The organism is Kaistia soli DSM 19436, assembly GCF_900129325.1.
In the GTDB taxonomy this organism is placed as follows: domain Bacteria; phylum Pseudomonadota; class Alphaproteobacteria; order Rhizobiales; family Kaistiaceae; genus Kaistia; species Kaistia soli.
In genome coordinates, this window is sequence record NZ_FQUP01000002.1 from 47,023 (window position 1) to 63,475 (window position 16,453).

At 65.8% G+C, this 16,453-nt stretch carries 15 protein-coding genes; 7 read left to right on the forward strand and 8 right to left on the reverse strand.

Annotated features, from left to right (window positions below; genetic code table 11):
- Positions 1–3: 3 nt before the first annotated feature.
- The 4 genes from BUB39_RS09640 (at position 4) to BUB39_RS09655 (ending at position 6,105) form a co-directional block, all read left to right on the forward strand.
- Positions 4–690, forward strand: coding sequence for a GntR family transcriptional regulator (locus BUB39_RS09640; protein WP_073052946.1), 687 nt, complete (start codon positions 4–6; stop codon positions 688–690).
- Positions 691–714: 24 nt separating this feature from the next.
- A complete protein-coding gene (locus tag BUB39_RS09645) occupies positions 715–1,509 on the forward strand; it encodes an SDR family NAD(P)-dependent oxidoreductase (protein ID WP_073052947.1) in 795 nt (264 codons plus the stop codon).
- Positions 1,510–1,701: 192 nt separating this feature from the next.
- Positions 1,702–5,553: an autotransporter outer membrane beta-barrel domain-containing protein gene (locus tag BUB39_RS09650; RefSeq protein ID WP_139251431.1), complete on the forward strand. Its 3,852-nt coding sequence runs from the start codon at positions 1,702–1,704 to the stop codon at positions 5,551–5,553.
- A 57-nt stretch (positions 5,554–5,610) separates the two neighbouring features.
- Positions 5,611–6,105, forward strand: coding sequence for an OsmC family protein (locus BUB39_RS09655; RefSeq protein WP_073052949.1), 495 nt, complete (start codon positions 5,611–5,613; stop codon positions 6,103–6,105).
- A gap of 5 nt (positions 6,106–6,110) precedes the next feature.
- Here BUB39_RS09655 and BUB39_RS09660 read toward each other — a convergent pair whose 3' ends face one another.
- Entirely contained in the window at positions 6,111–6,899 is a 789-nt protein-coding gene (locus tag BUB39_RS09660; protein ID WP_073052950.1) for a hypothetical protein, read from the reverse strand.
- A gap of 264 nt (positions 6,900–7,163) precedes the next feature.
- Between BUB39_RS09660 and BUB39_RS09665 the strand changes: the two genes are divergently transcribed.
- Positions 7,164–7,823 (forward strand): carbonic anhydrase, encoded by a 660-nt coding sequence (locus tag BUB39_RS09665; RefSeq protein ID WP_073052951.1) that lies wholly within the window; start codon positions 7,164–7,166, stop codon positions 7,821–7,823.
- Positions 7,824–7,902: 79 nt separating this feature from the next.
- Here the strand turns inward: BUB39_RS09665 and BUB39_RS09670 are convergent, their stop codons facing one another.
- Complete coding sequence (locus BUB39_RS09670; protein ID WP_073052952.1) at positions 7,903–8,937, reverse strand: aspartate-semialdehyde dehydrogenase; 1,035 nt, start codon at positions 8,935–8,937, stop codon at positions 7,903–7,905.
- Positions 8,938–9,274: 337 nt separating this feature from the next.
- Here BUB39_RS09670 and BUB39_RS09675 point away from each other — a divergent pair, with 337 nt between their 5' ends.
- On the forward strand, positions 9,275–9,724 hold the full coding sequence (locus BUB39_RS09675; RefSeq protein WP_073052953.1) for a hypothetical protein: 450 nt from the start codon (positions 9,275–9,277) through the stop codon (positions 9,722–9,724).
- A gap of 14 nt (positions 9,725–9,738) precedes the next feature.
- Here the strand turns inward: BUB39_RS09675 and BUB39_RS09680 are convergent, their stop codons facing one another.
- From BUB39_RS09680 to BUB39_RS09695, 4 genes are read right to left on the reverse strand one after another with little or no spacing between them, the layout of a single operon-like run.
- Positions 9,739–10,680, reverse strand: a complete 942-nt coding sequence (locus BUB39_RS09680) for an aldo/keto reductase (RefSeq protein ID WP_073052954.1) — start codon at positions 10,678–10,680, stop codon at positions 9,739–9,741.
- Between the two features lie 52 nt (positions 10,681–10,732).
- Positions 10,733–11,335, reverse strand: a complete 603-nt coding sequence (locus BUB39_RS09685) for an ATP-dependent Clp protease proteolytic subunit (RefSeq protein WP_073052955.1) — start codon at positions 11,333–11,335, stop codon at positions 10,733–10,735.
- A gap of 26 nt (positions 11,336–11,361) precedes the next feature.
- Positions 11,362–11,913, reverse strand: coding sequence for an SRPBCC family protein (locus tag BUB39_RS09690; RefSeq protein WP_073052956.1), 552 nt, complete (start codon positions 11,911–11,913; stop codon positions 11,362–11,364).
- Positions 11,910–12,224, reverse strand: a complete 315-nt coding sequence (locus tag BUB39_RS09695) for an ArsR/SmtB family transcription factor (RefSeq protein ID WP_073052957.1) — start codon at positions 12,222–12,224, stop codon at positions 11,910–11,912. Before BUB39_RS09695 ends, BUB39_RS09690 begins: the two co-directional genes overlap by 4 nt.
- Before the next feature lie 132 nt (positions 12,225–12,356).
- Here BUB39_RS09695 and BUB39_RS09700 point away from each other — a divergent pair, with 132 nt between their 5' ends.
- Positions 12,357–13,709, forward strand: a complete 1,353-nt coding sequence (locus BUB39_RS09700; RefSeq protein ID WP_073052958.1) for an Nramp family divalent metal transporter — start codon at positions 12,357–12,359, stop codon at positions 13,707–13,709.
- 49 nt (positions 13,710–13,758) lie between these two features.
- Here the strand turns inward: BUB39_RS09700 and BUB39_RS09705 are convergent, their stop codons facing one another.
- On the reverse strand, positions 13,759–15,291 hold the full coding sequence (locus BUB39_RS09705; RefSeq protein WP_073052959.1) for a UxaA family hydrolase: 1,533 nt from the start codon (positions 15,289–15,291) through the stop codon (positions 13,759–13,761).
- Between the two features lie 178 nt (positions 15,292–15,469).
- Complete coding sequence (locus tag BUB39_RS09710) at positions 15,470–16,387, reverse strand: ribokinase (protein WP_073052960.1); 918 nt, start codon at positions 16,385–16,387, stop codon at positions 15,470–15,472.
- Between the last annotated feature and the right edge of the window lie 66 nt (positions 16,388–16,453).

Consider the following 16,453-nt stretch of genomic DNA (forward strand, 5'->3'; position numbering starts at 1 on the left):
GACATGGCGCAGGCGGCGCTGACGCTGATGAAGACGCGTTCGACGGCTCAGAGCGTCTATGAGCTTCTGCGCGGCGAAATCGTCATGAACCTCTTGAGGCCGGAGGAGACGATCCGCGAGAGCGCCATTGCCGAACGGCTCGGCGTATCGCGAACCCCCGTGCGGGAGGCACTGCTGCGCCTCGCCGATCTCGGCCTCGTCGACATCTTCCCGCAGAGCGGCACGCGCGTCGCGCCGATCCGCATCGGCAAGGTGCGCGCCGCCCAGCTAATCCGCGAAGCTGTCGAGGTCGAGGTCGTCAGCCGCGCGGCAGGCTTCGCCACGACCGCCGATATCGCCAGCCTCGACCTCATCATCGACGACCAGATCAGAGCCAGCGAACGCGGCGACATGCGCCGCTTGTTCGAGCTCGACGAAGACTTTCACCGTGCGATCTTTGCCATTGCCGGCTGTCTCGGCGCCGCCGACGAACTCGATGACGTCAAGCTGCATCTCGACCGGCTGCGCTACCTCTCGGTCGACTGGCCGCGCAGCGCCAGCCACATCATCGCCGACCATCGCATGATCCGCGATGCCATCGCTGCCCCGGACGCCGGGGCCGCTGCAGCAGCGATGCGCACCCATCTGCGCGCCATTCTGGTACCGCTCGACATGATGTCGCGCCGCGCCGAGGCCGCTGTCGCCGGCTGATCATCTATCGGGAGAAGAAACGACATGACCACCAAGGGCGAATTCGACGGCAAGGTTGCGCTTGTCACAGGCGCGGCGATGGGGATAGGCGGCGCAGTCGCCGAGCTTCTGGCTGCACGTGGCGCCAGCCTCGTGCTCGTGGACCGCGATGCCAAGGCCCTCGCCGCCATGGCCGAGCGCACAGGCGGCGAAGCCGTCGCCGGCAATATCGCGGATCGCGCAACCCTCGAAGCGGCGATCGACCGCGTTCGAAGCCGCTTCGGCCGTCTCGACGTGCTCTCGAACAATGCCGGCATCCAGCGCTATGGCACACTCGAGACGACGACCGAGGCGATCTGGGACGAAGTGTTCGACATCAACCTCAAGGCGATCTTCCGGCTGTCGGCCCTGGCTATTCCGCTGCTGCGCCAGACGCGGGGGGCGATCGTCAATATGGCCTCGGTGCAGGGCCTCGCCTCGCAGGCCAATGTCGTGGCCTATACAGCGGCCAAGCATGCGCTGATCGGCCTGACCCGCGCAGTGGCGGTGGATCATGCGCCGGAAGGCATCCGCGTCAATGCCGTCGCGCCCGGATCGGTCGATACGCCGATGCTGCGTACCACCATCGCCATGGCCGACGATCCCGCCGCCCTCGACGCCGCCATCGACGGAATGCATCCTCTCGGTCGCCGCGCCGCCCCGAGCGAGATCGCCGAGGTCGTCGCCTTCCTCGCATCGGAGCGGGCGTCCTTTGTCACCGGCGCCGTCTATGTCGTCGACGGTGGCCTGACCATCCCGCTTGGCGGCGCCCCGAAGCCCTCCGAGACATCGCGTGGCTAAAGCGTCGCCGACGCCAAGCCGGCTTTGTATTTTCCGAATCCGGCTTGGCTTCATCATGCTCCGGTAGCGCTGGCTTCCGCGCCCGCCCGAGTCGTCGATGCCTCATGGTTAACCCGCCCTTAAGCCCGAACGCCGCACGTTCGGCATCAAAGGCGGCGATCCTGCTGCCTGAGCCGAGATCGAGGGCGGCCCGTGACGGAACCGGTGCGGCAGGAGAAAGCGAGCCGTCGTGGTGCGGCGCTGCGGGCTATGCCCGTGGCCGGAGCCCTGCTCGCGTCGGCGCCGGGGTTCGCGCATGCGGAGACGATCTGGACCCTGCCCGCCGCCGGCAACTGGACGACATCGGACAACTGGTCGACGGCAACCGTTCCAGACGCAACCACCGCCGTCCGGATCGACAATGGCGGCGAGGCGCAGGTCACGTTCTCCGGGGCAGCCGCGTCGAACCTGACAATCGGCGGCGATGCCGGATCGTCCGGCACGCTCACCGTCACCTCGGGCGGCACGCTCACGACGACATCGGAGACACCGACTGTCATCGGACAAGACGGCACGGGAACCCTCACCGTCACGCGCGTCGGCTCCGACTGGACCAATTCAGGCAGCCTCGTTGTGGGCGACGCGGCCGGAGCGAGCGGCAGCATCGTTGTCGACATGGGCGCCACGGTCACGACCGGCACGGCCGCCGGCGCGACCACTATATTCGCCAGTCAGGCCGGCTCCAGCGGCAGCCTCTCCATCGACGGCAGCGGATCGATCTTTGCGACCGGCAACACGATCGTCGTCGGTAATGCCGGCAGCGCAACGCTCCGCGTGTCAAGTGGCGGCACGCTCACCGACAACGGCGCCATCCTCGGCGCCATGGCAGGCGGCTCGGCGACCTCCGTCGTGACGGGGTTCGGCTCATCCTGGCAGACGACTGGCGGGCTGGTCCTGGGGCAAAGCGGCAGTGCCACCCTCACCATCGAGGCAGCGGGCACGGCCAACGCCACGACAGTGACGGCCGGCGCCGAGGCCAGCGGCAGTGGAACGATCAAGGTTTCGGGCGAGGGCTCGGCCCTCGCTGTCGATGACGAACTCACCTTGGGGGCGAGCGGCACCGGCGAATTGACCGTCGAAAGCGGCGGGAGTGCCACGGCCGATGCGGTCACGCTGGGGGCCGATGCAGGGGGCACGGGCACCGCGAAGGTCACCGGCTCCGGCTCCAGCCTCACCGCGACCAGCGAATTGACGCTCGGGGCCTCCGGAATCGGCAGCCTCACGGTCGAGGCGGGCGGCGACGTAACCGCCGCCGGGCTGACGGTGGGCGCCGACACGGCCGGCTCCGGATCGTTGACAGTGACGGGCGACGGCTCGACCGTCTCGGCGACCGCCCTTACCATCGGCGCGTCCGGCAGCGGCTCAGCCACGATCGAAGCCGGCGGCGCGCTAGCAAGCGAAAGCGCGACGCTTGGCGCAGAGGCTGGCGCCAGTGGCGCTGCCGCCGTCAACGGCACGGGATCAACTTGGACGACGTCCGGCGAGCTCACCATCGGCGCCGATGGCACCGGAAGCCTGACCGTGGTCGGCGCCGGCACGGCCGCGAGCGGCTCCACCACGCTCGGCGCCAATGCGGGTGGCACGGGCGCCCTGACCATTTCCGGCATCGGCTCGAGCAGCACGACCTCGGGCATGCTCACCGTGGGGGCGGCCGGCACGGGAACGATTGACGTCTCGCTCGGCGCGACGATTTCGACGGGCTCGACCATCGTCGGCGGTGAGCTTGGCGGCAGCGGCAGCGTCCTCGTAACCGACAACGGCTCGGCGCTCGATTCTGGGACCAGCTTGACGGTCGGCAATGCCGGCTCCGGCACGCTGACATTGGTCAATGGCGGCACGGCCGTCGCGGATACCGCCAGCATCGGCGCTTCGGCATCCGGGACCGGCGCCGTGACGGTCACCAATCTGGGCTCGGCCCTCGCCATCGGCGGCGCCATCACCGTGGGCGAGGCGGGTACCGGCACGCTTTCCATTCTCTCGGCCGCGACCATGACGAGCGGCGACGCCACCCTTGGCGCCGAGCCCGGCAGCAGCGGGACCGTGGCGGTCACCGGTGCCGGGTCGGACTGGTCCGCGGGGACCATGACGATCGGCAGCGGCGGCAACGGTGTGCTCCAGGTCACAGAGGCCGGCACGCTGGAAAGCGGCGGGGCCGTTCTCGGCGCCGCAGCAGGCGGGCAAGGCGCCGTCACCGTCGATGGGGACGGCTCGGTCTGGTCCGCGAGTGGCGATCTCGTATTGGGGGCGAGCGGCGATGGCAGCCTGCTCATCAATGCGGGCGGCACGGTCAATGTCGCGGAGGGCGGTGGCGCCGTCACGCTCGCAGCCGATGAAGGCGGCACCGGCGTCCTGCAGATCGGCACCGGCGCCGGTGCCGGCACGCTCAATGCGGCGTCCATCACTGGCGGCGATGGCACCGCGCTGATCGTCTTCGATCACAGCGAGACGGGTTACACCTTCACGCCGGAGATCGCCGGATCGACGACCGTTTCTCTGATCGGCGCGGGCACGACCATCTTCACCGCCGCCAACAGCTATCGCGGCGCGACAACCGTTGGCGCCGGCACGCTTCAGGCGGGCGGGGTCGATGTCCTCAGCCCATCCTCGGCGGTTTCGGTCGCCTCCGGCGCGACGCTGGACCTCGCCGGCTTCGGTCAGGTCGTCTCACGCCTTGCCAATGCCGGAACCGTGACCGTCGCCGGCAGCAAGCCCGGCACCACGCTCACCGTCAGCGGAGACTATAGCGGCAGCGACGGCACACTGGTCCTCGGCGCCGACCTCGGCAACCAGGCGGTGGCCGCCGATCGGCTGGTGGTCGATGGCAGTGTTTCCGGGACGACCAGACTGACGGTCGTGAATCTTGGCGGCACAGGCGCGCCAACGACAGGGAACGGCATCGAACTTGTCAGCGTCAGCGGCGCTTCTCCTTCCGATGCATTCTCGGCCGACCGCATCATCGCCGGCGCCTATGACTATCGCCTCTATCAGGGGGATATCGCCGGTAGCGACGGCAACTGGTATCTCCGCAGCGATCTTTCCCTGGCCGCGCAGACCTATGCCGCGTTTCCGGCAACACTCGTCGACTATGCTCTTTCGAGTATCGGCAACTACCGCCAGCGCACCGGTGTCTGGAGCTACGGCCCCATCGGTTCGGCCGTCGGCGACGCATGGATGCGCGGTGCCGGAAGCTGGCGCAGCACGTCGCCCGACAGCGGCTCGCCTTACGATCAGAGCCTGCAATTCGGACAGGCCGGCTTCTCGGCCGAGCTGCCGCCCATGCTCGCGGCCCCCGGAGAACTTAGCGCCGGCCTGATGGCGACCATCGGTCGTTCGTCAACCACCGTCGCGGCATCGACCCACGGCGCGGCAGGCAACGGCTCCATCGATACCAACGCCTGGGGCGTCGGCGGCAATCTGACCTGGACCGGCTCCGGACCCGGCTATGATGGCCTCTATGCAGACGCGGTTGGACAGCTCACGTGGTACGACAGCGATATCTCCAGCAGCGATGGCGGCGGCGCCTCAGGCAGTGGGGCCTTCGGCGGCGCCGTGAGCCTCGAGGTCGGCAAGTGGATCGAGCTCTCCAAGGGTTGGGCAGTCGTGCCGCAAGGCCAGCTCGTCTATGCCACTGCCGGCGCCGATGGGTTCACCGATAGCGACGGCACGCGGGTCGACAACCTGTCAGGCGACAGCCTTGTCGGCCGGGTGGGCGTTCGCGTTGAGCATGGCGGCCTCCTGGTCGGCGGCGTCACCGACATGATGCGGCTCAATGCCTATCTGCTCGCCAATCTCGCTTATGCCTTCACGGGCAATTTCAATGTCGATGTCGGCGGAACGCCGCTGAGCACCGACCAGGCCGCCTTGATGGGCGAGCTCGGCCTTGGGGCCACCCTTCAGATGACGGCCAACGCTGCCCTCTATGGTGAGGCAAGCTATGCGGCGGCCGCGGCCGGCGGCAGCGACCAGCGCTGGTCCGGCAATGTCGGCGTCCGCATGGACTGGTAGCCGCAGCCGCGCAGGCTCGGCTATAGTTGGCACGCGGATCAGCAGGGAGTGCGTCTCATGGCGGCAGTAAAGGCGGTTCTGGGCACGGCGAACTACGCCGTCGCGATCGAGGCCGGGCCGCATGCGCTCGCCGCCGACGAACCGGCGTCACGCGGGGGAAGCGCCACCGGCCCGGGACCTTACGATCTGGTCCTCGCCGGCCTTGCCGCCTGCACGGTCATCACGCTTCGGATGTATGCCGAACGCAAGGGTTGGCAGCTCGGCGCGATCCACGCCGAACTGACGCACAGCAAGATCGACAAGCGCTCGAAGATCGATCGCACCCTCTCGTTTGAAGCATCGCTGGCGCCCGAACAGATCACCCGCCTCGCCGAGATCGCTGAAAAGACGCCGGTGACGCTGACGCTGAAGGACGGCGCCGACATCACGACGCATATCGCTCCCGCGCACCACGCCGAAACACCGGCCGAACTCGATGAAAGGCTCGATGAAGCGCTGGAAGAGAGCTTCCCGGCCAGCGATCCGCCCAGCGTTTCCCCCGGCGAAGGCTAACCAGGCTAGAAATGGATTCCGACACCGGCGAAGACGCCCTGCTGCGTGGCGTCGTAGACGAAGCCGCCGCTCTGGTAGTCCTCATAGATGGCGCGATAGCCGATCGAGGTGGAGACGGTCTTCGACCAGTTGTAGCCGAGCGCGCCGAAGGCCTGCCAGGTCAGGTTGGAACCGACGCCGAAGCCGCCGACATCGCCGAGCGCATTGACGAACCAGCGATCGTTGAAATCGTAATGCGCGTAGAGGCCGACCGTGGGATCAATCCACTGCACCGTGCCGGAATCGCCGACCGAGATCGGCAAGAAATTCGGACCGACGGAGAGATCGGCACTCAAATTCTGATAGCGGAAGCCGGCCGTGGCGCTGAGCTGCAGATTGGTCACGCCAAGCGGAAGTTGATAGCCGACGAGCCCCTGAATGGTGATCTGCGTCTGGCTGTAGTCATAGCCATAGCCAGTACCGCCGATGTCGCCGTCCTGACTGATCTTCGTCCACATGAAGTCGGTCAGGATCATCCAATTCTCATGCGTCGCGCCGAACGAGGCCATCAGCGCGCCGTCGAGATCCTTCACCGCGTCGGCGGGGGTGACGTTGATGCTGACGGGTCCGATGCCGCGCACGCCGACATCTCCCTGGACGCCGGACAGCCAGCCATAGAACGTCGCCTGGAAGCGCCAATCATTGACAACCGGCAGTGGAGCCGGATCGACCGGAAGCGGCGTAACATCTGCCGCGATGGCCGGGCTCGCGAGCCCCGATATCAGGCCCAGAATTGCCAACCAGGTGGAACGCATTGATAGACCCCCGCCTCGATCATTGTCCCAATTTAGCACGCGGACGACTTCGAATGACGGCCAAGTCGGCACGGTGTCTGATCGAACTCCAAGGGTTGCAGGAATGTCACGTGCCCATGGCGCCCCCTGAACCAAGCGCGCGCCACCGCGCCCCAAACGCCGCACGGCGGTCTCGTGATGAGTGCTGCGGCGGAACAGTCTCTTGCATTTCCCGCCGGTTTTGCTGCACTGCATCCTCGGTCTCATCCAGCGAGTACAGCGACGATGGCAGCGTATCCGGACTTCCCTCCCCGTCTCCTGCGTGGTTACAGCGCGTTTCGCGAGAACCGATTGCCGCATGAAAGCGCGCGCTACCGCATCCTCGCCGAGGCGGGCCAGCGCCCACGCACCATGCTGGTCGGCTGCTGCGACAGCCGCGCGGCGCCGGAGACGATCTTCGACGCGGCGCCTGGCGAACTCTTCGTCATCCGCAATGTCGCGAACCTCGTGCCGCCCTATGATCCGGACGGCGAATACCACGGCACCTCGGCGGCGATCGAATTCGGCGTCATGGGCCTCAAGGTGCGTTACATCCTGGTGATGGGCCATGGTCGCTGCGGCGGCGTGCAGGCCTATATGGCGAGCCGCGACGCGCCCGAAGGCGCCGATCTCGGATCGGGCGCCTTCATCGGAAAATGGATTTCACTGATCGCCCCGGCCGAACAGCTTGTCTGCGAGGATCCCGTCGACGCGGCCGAGCGTCAGCGCGCCCTCGAATTCGCCTCGGTGCGGCAGTCGATCGAGAACCTACGCACCTTCCCCTCGATCAAGAACCTCGAGGAGATCGGCGAGATCGAGCTGCATGGTGCCTGGTTCGACATCTCGACCGGCGAGCTGCATGTGCTCGATCACGAGACCGGGCACTTCAATATCGCCGCGCCATAAAAAAACCGGCGCCCGAAAAGGCGCCGGTCCAAATCGTTGATGATCGGGGGAGAGCGGCGCGAACGGGCACCGCCTGGTGTCAGGCCGCCTTCTTGCGCGGCTGGATCAGCTTGCGGTTGACGAGCACTTCGGCGATCTGCACGGCGTTGAGCGCAGCGCCCTTGCGGAGATTGTCCGAGACGACCCAGAGATTGAGGCCGTTCTCGATGGTGGCGTCCTCCCGGATGCGCGAGATAAAGGTCGCGTCCTCGCCCGTCGCCTCATAGGGCGTGATGTACTGGTTCTCTTCCGGATTGTCGATGACGAGGCAGCCGGGCGCCTCGCGCAGGATGTCGCGCGCTTCCTCGGCGGTGATCGGCTTCTCGAATTCGATATTCACCGATTCCGAATGCGAGATGAACACGGGAACGCGGACGGCCGTGCAGGTCAGCTTGATCTTCGGATCGAGGATCTTCTTGGTCTCGGCCATCACCTTCCATTCTTCCTTGGTGTAGCCGTCCTCCATGAAGACGTCGATGTGGGGAATGATGTTGAAGGCGATGCGCTTCGTGAACTTCTCCGAGACGATCGGATCATTGACGAAGACGGCGCGGGTCTGCGTGAACAGTTCGTCCATCGCCTCCTTGCCGGCGCCCGACACCGACTGGTAGGTCGAAACGACGACGCGCTTGATCGTCGCGACATCATGCAGCGGCTTCAGGGCCACCACGAGCTGTGCGGTCGAGCAGTTGGGATTGGCGATGATGTTCTTCTTGCGGAATCCAGAGATCGCGTCGGCATTCACTTCCGGAACGATCAGCGGCACCTCGGCGTCGTAGCGCCAGGCCGAGGAATTATCGATCACGACACAGCCCTGCGCGCCGATCCGGGGCGACCATTCCTTGGAGATCGTGCCGCCGGCCGACATCAGGCAGATGTCGGTGTCGGAGAAATCATACTGGTCGAGCGGCCTGACCTTCAGGCGGCGATCGCCGAACGAGACCTCGGTCCCTTGGCTGCGGCGCGAGGCGAGCGCCACTACCTCGTCGGCGGGAAACCCGCGCTCATCCAGGATGTTCAGCATCTCGCGGCCCACATTGCCCGTGGCACCGACGATTGCGACCTTGTAGCCCATGATAGCCTATTCCTTCATTTCATCGCTCTCCCGCACCGGCGGGCCGCATGACGCGGCAACCAGCCGGCTGTTCTCCCCCTCGAACCCCGGGGAGAGACCGTGGGGTACGGGAGGGACGATCAGCCGGTCGTCGCGGTTTTCGGAGTGGTGGTCGCTTTTGTCCCGGCGCGGACGGCGGCGGTCCGGGCAGCAGCGATCGGCCCGGTGACGGCGGCCACCAGGCGGACTAGGATTGGACTGGCACTGAAATGCACGGCCATCGGCAAGCCCGATTGAGAATGGTCGAGGTTCTGACGCCAAAATGGCGTGGAAGTCAACACTCCTGCAGGGGCGCACCATGTCCATCATCGACAATAGGGCTCCCCGTTCGCCGATCCTCGCCCTCATGATGACGCTTGCTTTGGCGGCCGCCGCACATCCAGCCGCCGCCGGCGAGCGCATGACGACGGGCGAAATCGAGGCGACCTTCAGCGGCATGACGCTCGACGGCATCTACCGCAGCGGCGAGTTCTTCAGCGAGACCTACCGCGACGACGGCTCGATCCGCTACCACGGCACCGAAGGCGCGGACATGGGCGAGTGGTCGGCCGAGGGCGGACGGTTCTGCACCTTCTATGAATCCGCCGACGGCGGCTGCTTCTTCGTCGATCGTGACGGCGCCAATTGTTTCACCTTCACGGTCGACGAAGGCACGCTCAATCCAAAGCCGGCACGCGACTGGACGTCGCGTGGCTGGGACCGCACCCGCCCCTCAACCTGTCCCAAGGCGCCGGAAGCGAGTACTTAAGCTCTGCATCGACCTCAGGCGCTTTTGCCAAGCAGGGCATCGACCTCCGCACGCTCGGCGGCCGTGAGCACCCAGCCCGCGGCACTCGCATTGGCCGCCACTTGTTCCGGCCGCGTCGCGCCCGCGATGACCGAGGCGACCGTGCCATGCGACAGCAGCCAGGCAAAGGCGAGATCGACGAGGCTATGCTGCTTGGCTTCGGCGAAAGCCGCGAGCTTTTCGACGAGTTCCAGGTTGCTCTCGGTCAGATAGCGGTCGCCGAGCGCCGGCCAGGCACTGAGACGGCTGTTCTCCGGCTTGACGCCGCCGCGATATTTGCCGGTGAGCAACCCGCTCGCGAGCGGGAAATAGGGAATGAGCGACAGCCCTTCCGCCTCGATCGCGGGAAGAAGTTCCTTCTCGATCGAGCGCTCGACCAGGCTGAGTTCATCCTGGCTGGAGACGAAGCCCTGCCAGCCCTCGCCGCGCGCCGCCGTCTGCGCGGCCCGAAGGCCGTCCGCGCTGAAGTTCGAAGCGCCATACCAGCGGATCTTGCCGCTTTCGACCAATTCCTCAAGCGCGCCAAGCGTTTCCTCGATCGGCGTCTCGGGATCGGGCCTGTGCATCTGATAAAGATCGATCCAGTCGGTCTGCAGCCGCCGCAACGAGTCCTCGACCGCCTTCAGTACATAGCTGCGCGTGCCGCGACGATCGACATTCGTGCCGGGGACCGGGGCTCCGAATTTTGTGGCGAGGATGACCTTGTCCCGGCGCCCCGCGAGGATTTCGCCGATCAGGGTCTCCGACTTGGTTTCGGCATAGACGTCGGCGGTATCGAAGAAGGTGATGCCGTGATCGAGCGCGGCATCGATGACGCGCCGCGAGGCGGCGGCGTCGATGCGCCCGCCGAAATTGTTGCAACCGAGCCCGACGACCGAGACGTCGAGATCGGACCTGCCGAGACGGCGGGTTTCCATGCGCGTTGCTCCCTGGCACTTCGTGGATGCCAGGTAGAATAGCGCGCGATGCTCAGGCCGCCATACTTTCCGCGCGGGTCTCGTAGACGTGATCGACCAGCCCCCACGCCCTCGCCTGTTCCGCATCCATGAAATTGTCGCGATCAAGCGCCCGTTCGACCTCTTCGATGGTGCGGCCGCAATGTTTCGCATAGAGCGCGTTGAGGCGGTTCTTGGTGCGCACGATATTCTCGGCATGGCGCTCGATATCGGAGACGACGCCCTGGAAGCCGCCGATTGGCTGGTGAACCATGATGCTGGCATTCGGCAGCGCAACGCGCCGACCGCGCGTTCCGGCCATCAGCAGGAACGATCCGGCCGAGCAGGCCGTTCCCATGCACACGGTCGCGATCGGATTGCCGATGAACTGCATGGTGTCATAGATCGCAAAGGCACTCGAAACCGATCCGCCTGGCGAATTGATGTAGAGCGCCACCTCCTGCGTCGTGCTCTCGGATTCGAGAAACAGCAGCTGCGCGCAGACGAGCGCCGAGACCGTGTCGTCGATCGGGCCATTCAGGAAGATGATCCGCTCGCGCAGGAGGCGCGAATAGATGTCGAAAGCACGATCGCCGCGACTCGACTGCTCGACAACCATCGGCACGAAACTCATCATCGCATTGTCCTCACTTGGGCAACCATTCAGGCGGCGAGCCGCATCACAGTCGGCATCGTGCCACGCATCAACTGCGCGGGGCGGCGGCTCCGTCGCGGACGTCGGCGCATCAGGGCGGCGATGGGCAGGAGCACGATCATCTCTTCTCCGGTTTCCGCGACAGCGTCGACCGGCCGGTCTGCGGCGACGACGAACCCGTCGTGGACGATCTTCAGACGCGTGCCGCCTTCGCGCCGTGGAGCGAGTTCGAAGCGCACCACTGTATCGAGCGCAGGTTGGCTCTCGGTAGCGGCAGTCCGCCAGCGATAGGCGAGACGCCGCGGCGGATCGCTCTCGGTCACGGCGCAATCGATCACTCCGAGCGCGGTGCCGCCATCGAGGCTGAAGACCGCGCCTTGCTCGGCCGCCATGCCGCCCGGCAGCAGCCAGCGCGCAACCAAGGCCGGATCGGTGAGCCCCCGCCAGACCGTATCGATCGGGGCGTCGAGATCCGCTTCCATCACAAGCGCCACCGTCTTCGTCGCATCCTTCGGGACGGCCGCTTGATCATGGGCAGCGTCGCTCGTGGTTTCCGTCATGGCTCCAGCCCTTTCAGCACATCCTTGAGACGGTCGATCCGCTCCGGCCAGAAGGCACGATAGCGGTCGACCCAGTCTACCAGCGGCGCCAAGCCTTCCGGCGCGACGCGGTAATACGAGAAACGCCCCTCCCGGCGCTCGGCGACGAGACCCGCCGCCTTCAGCATCGCCAGATGCTGAGAGATCGCCGGCTGCGAGACCGCGAAGCGCGCCTTCAGTGCCGAAACGCTCATCTCGCCCGAGGCCAGCCGTTCGAACACCGCCCTGCGGGTCGGATCAGCAAGTGCGCGGAAGATGTCGGCCTGGATCATGCAGAATACATAAGCGGGTACTTATGCGATTCGCAAGCGATTTTGCGATTGGTGCTGCGCGCGCATTGACATCGTCACCCGCCAACTCCTAAATGCGAATAATTCGCATTATCAGGAAGCGAGTGTTGCGACATGCGCGTGCTGGATGAAACTGAAAATGACAGCGACGGGTCCGGCTGGCGGCGCGAGCGCGGCCTCCCCTCGATGTCGGAAGTTCACGGCTCGATCGCGGTTGCTGCCTCGAACACCAATTGGCGCAAGGCGGCCGCCTTCTTCGGGCCGGGCTATCTTGTGGCCGTTGGCTACATGGACCCCGGCAACTGGGCGACCTCGCTCGCCGGCGGTTCGTCCTTCGGCTATGCGCTGCTCTTCGTGGCGCTCTTGTCCAACATCATGGCGATCATCCTGCAGGCGCTCGCAGCGCGCCTTGCCGTCGCCACCGGCCGCGATCTCGCACAGGCCTGCCGCGACGCCTATCCGGCGCCGGTCGCCTTCGTGCTCTGGATCCTGGCCGAAATCGCGATCTGCGCCACCGACCTTGCCGAGGTGATCGGCACCGCGATCGGCCTCAATCTCCTGTTCGGCATCCCGCTCGAGATCGGCGTCATCATCACCGCGCTCGACGTGTTCCTGGTGCTCTATCTGCAGACCAAGGGCTTCCGCTTCGTCGAGGCGCTGGTCATCACGCTGCTCGGCGTCATCGCCATCTCGTTCCTGATCCAGATCATGATGGCGAGCCCCGATTGGGGAGCGGTGATCAGGGGCTTCGCGCCGACCACCGAGCTCGTCACCAACCCCAACATGCTTTATCTCGCGCTCGGCATCATCGGCGCGACGGTCATGCCGCATAATCTCTATCTGCATTCCGGCATCGTGCAGACGCGCGCCTATCGCACCGACGACCAGGGCAAGCGCGAGGCGATCCGCTTCGCCACCCTCGACTCGACCGTCGCGCTGATGTTCGCACTGACGATCAATGCCTCGATCCTGATTCTCGCGGCCTCGGCCTTCCATGCGCATGGCCAGCACGACGTCATCGAACTCGATAAAGCCTATGCGCTGCTGCATCCTCTGCTCGGCTCGGCCCTGGCGCCGACCCTCTTCGCGGTCGCGCTCCTGTGCTGCGGCCTGAATTCGACCGTGACGGCGACGATGGCCGGGCAGATCGTCATGGAAGGCTTCATCAATATCCGCCTGCAGCCCTGGCTGCGGCGGCTGATCACGCGCGGCATCGCCATCGTTCCGGCCGCCGCAGTAACGATCCTCTACGGCGCCTCGGGAACCGGCAAGCTGCTGATCTTCAGCCAGGTCATCCTCAGCCTGCAGCTGCCCTTTGCGGTCGTACCGCTGGTGATGTTCACCGCCGAACGGCGCAAGATGGGCAAGTTCCGCGCGCCGCGCTGGCTGACCGTCATCGCCGGCATCACGGCCGCGATCATCATCGCGCTGAACATGAAGCTGCTCTTCGACGTCGCCATGGGGTGAGGCCCTTCCTCACATGAAAAGGCCCGGCAATTTGCCGGGCCTCTGGGTCTCACATCACCGCGCCGATCTGCCACGGCACGAACTCCGAATCGCCATAGCCAAGCTCCTCCGACTTGGAGCGTTTGCCCGAGGCGACGGCGACGATCTCTTCGAAGATCTCCTCGCCCTTCTTCTCGATCGACGCGCCATCGAGGATGTCGCCGCAATTGATGTCCATGTCGTCGGTCATCCGCGCATAGAGATCGGAATTGGTGGCAAGCTTGATCGATGGTGTCGGCTTGTAGCCGGCGGCGGAACCGCGGCCGGTGGTGAAGACGATCATGTTGGCGCCGGAGGCGATCTGCCCCGTTACCGCCGCCGGATCATAGCCAGGGCTGTCCATATAGACGAAGCCATGCGTGTCGATCGGCTCGGCATATTTGTAAACGCCGCGCAGCGTCGCCGTGCCACCCTTGGCGGCCGCGCCGAGTGACTTCTCCAGGATGGTGGTCAGCCCGCCCGCCTTGTTGCCCGGCGAGGGGTTGTTGTTCATCTCGCCCTGATTGCGCTCGGTATAGTCTTCCCACCAATGGATCAGGTCGACGAGCTTCTCGCCTACCTCGCGGTTGGCGGCGCGGCGCGTCAGCAGATGCTCGGCACCATAGATCTCCGGCGTTTCCGACAAGATCGTCGTGCCGCCATGCTTGACCAGCATATCGGAGGCATAGCCGAGCGCCGGATTGGCGGTGATGCCCGAATAGCCATCCGAGCCACCACACTGCAGGCCGACCGTGATCTCGGAGACCGGCGTCGGCGTGCGGCGGTGTCTGTTGGCCGCCGGAAGCATCTCGCGGATCATGTCGACGCCCCACTCGATCGTCTTCCGCGTTCCGCCGATGTCCTGAATGGTCATCGTGCGGAAGCCCTCGTGCTCGACGAGATTGTAGGACTTCATCAGCCGCGGGATCTGGAACACTTCGCAGCCAAGGCCGACCACGAGAACGCCTGCAAGGTTCGGATGCGTGGCATAGCCCCATTGCGTCCGCTCAAGCGTCTCATAGCCCTCGCCCGAGCCGCCCATGCCGCAGCCCGTGCCATGCACGAAGGAGACGACACCGTCGATATTGGAGAAGCCGTCAAGCAGGTTGGAGCGGTTGAAGGCCTCAGCGATATGGCGGGCAACCGTCGCGGAACAGTTCACGCTGGTGAGCACGCCGATATAATTGCGCGTGCCGACCTTGCCATTCGGACGGTGATAGCCGTCGAACATGCGCCGCTCGGTGAGCGGCAGCATGCCGTCGTCATGTGCACCTTCCGCGAACTGATAGTCACGATCGAAGTCGTGCATGCCGCAATTGTGCTCATGCACATGCTCGCCGGGGGCGATGGTCGCCTTCGCGAAGCCGATGATCTGGCCGAATTTGAGGATCGGCGCCCCTTCCGCAATCCCCGTGACGGCCATCTTGTGGCCCTTCGGGATGCGCTGGATGGCGGCGATGCCCTCGACGAGCGCGCCGGGCATGATCGTGTCGATGGCGACACGAACATTGTCAGCGGCATTGAGACGGAGGGTCCGGGGCGGGGCAGCGGTGGTGGCGCTCATCGGGATCTCGAAATGCTGGCGGGTGAAGCCGCGTCCTCCGCAACATATCGGCGTCACGGACCGCGTCCGCAACCCAAACACCATGCACAGGCGCAGAACTCATTCACTGGTGATCGGATCGCAGGCAACTCATAGCGGAAATGGCGTCAACTTGTCACGGAAAACAGCAGAAGGCGGCTCAGGCGTTGGATGACGGACCGTTTAGTGCCGCCTCAATCGCGGAACGGCGCGGGAAGCTCGGCTGTGCGCCCGCCTGGGTGCAGGAGAGCGATCCGGCAACGGCAGCGAACTGAAGCGCCGTCTCAAGGCTCTCGCCCTGGTCCAAAAGGGCAGCGAGCACGCCCGCGAACGTATCGCCGGCGCCCGTGGTGTCGACTGGCACGACGGGCAGCGCCGGCACCAGAATCTCCGCGCCATCCGCTGAAGCCACGGCCCCCTCGCTGCCGAGCGTCGCGATGACCGTCTTGCCCAGCGCTTTCGAGAGGGTCGCCACGGTCTCGGGGCCGCCGGCACCGGCCTCTAGGCCGAGATGGCGCGCGAGATCCGCGGCTTCCGTCTCGTTGACGAGAATGATGTCGACCTCGGCCAGGGCGGCCCGTTCAATCGGCAGGAACGGCGCGATGGAGAGCAACACCCGCGCGCCCGCAGCTCGCGCGGCCCGCGCAGCGGCGAGGCTCTCTGCGAACGGCACCTCCATCTGAAGCAACAACGTGTCGCCTGCGCCCGGCGGGTTCGAGGCGAGATCGGCAGCCGTGAGACGCGCATTGGCGCCGGGGGAGAGCACGATCGTGTTCTCGGCCTCATCGTCGACCGTGATGATCGCCATGCCTGTGGTCGGCCCGCGGCGTACCAGGGCGCCGAGATCGACGCCGTCCTTTTCAAGTTCGCCGAGCGCGATCGCCGCCATGTCATCGGCGCCGACGGCACCGACCATGCGCACGCTGGCACCTGCCCGCCGGGCCGCAAGCGCCTGGTTGGCGCCCTTTCCGCCAGGGATCAGCTGATAGTCCGAGCCCGGCACCGTCTCGCCCGGCCGCGGCAGATGGGATGTCCGGCAGACCAGGTCTATGTTGATGGATCCGAATACTGTGATCATGAGCGTCTTCCCCAGGCGTTTGTCGCGCGAGGGTGGTCAGCGCGACGCGTGTGGTCAAGCCGCCGG

Bases quoted from the DNA above. Each gene is read 5' to 3' on its own strand.
- BUB39_RS09640 (WP_073052946.1), top strand. From the start codon at position 4: ATGGCGCAGGCGGCGCTGACGCTGATGAAGACGCGTTCGACGGCTCAG.
- BUB39_RS09645 (WP_073052947.1), top strand. From the start codon at position 715: ATGACCACCAAGGGCGAATTCGACGGCAAGGTTGCGCTTGTCACAGGC.
- BUB39_RS09655 (WP_073052949.1), top strand. From the start codon at position 5,611: ATGGCGGCAGTAAAGGCGGTTCTGGGCACGGCGAACTACGCCGTCGCG.
- BUB39_RS09660 (WP_073052950.1), bottom strand. From the start codon at position 6,899: ATGCGTTCCACCTGGTTGGCAATTCTGGGCCTGATATCGGGGCTCGCG.
- BUB39_RS09665 (WP_073052951.1), top strand. From the start codon at position 7,164: ATGGCAGCGTATCCGGACTTCCCTCCCCGTCTCCTGCGTGGTTACAGC.
- BUB39_RS09670 (WP_073052952.1), bottom strand. From the start codon at position 8,937: ATGGGCTACAAGGTCGCAATCGTCGGTGCCACGGGCAATGTGGGCCGC.
- BUB39_RS09675 (WP_073052953.1), top strand. From the start codon at position 9,275: ATGTCCATCATCGACAATAGGGCTCCCCGTTCGCCGATCCTCGCCCTC.
- BUB39_RS09680 (WP_073052954.1), bottom strand. From the start codon at position 10,680: ATGGAAACCCGCCGTCTCGGCAGGTCCGATCTCGACGTCTCGGTCGTC.
- BUB39_RS09685 (WP_073052955.1), bottom strand. From the start codon at position 11,335: ATGATGAGTTTCGTGCCGATGGTTGTCGAGCAGTCGAGTCGCGGCGAT.
- BUB39_RS09690 (WP_073052956.1), bottom strand. From the start codon at position 11,913: ATGACGGAAACCACGAGCGACGCTGCCCATGATCAAGCGGCCGTCCCG.
- BUB39_RS09695 (WP_073052957.1), bottom strand. From the start codon at position 12,224: ATGATCCAGGCCGACATCTTCCGCGCACTTGCTGATCCGACCCGCAGG.
- BUB39_RS09700 (WP_073052958.1), top strand. From the start codon at position 12,357: ATGCGCGTGCTGGATGAAACTGAAAATGACAGCGACGGGTCCGGCTGG.
- BUB39_RS09705 (WP_073052959.1), bottom strand. From the start codon at position 15,291: ATGAGCGCCACCACCGCTGCCCCGCCCCGGACCCTCCGTCTCAATGCC.
- BUB39_RS09710 (WP_073052960.1), bottom strand. From the start codon at position 16,387: ATGATCACAGTATTCGGATCCATCAACATAGACCTGGTCTGCCGGACA.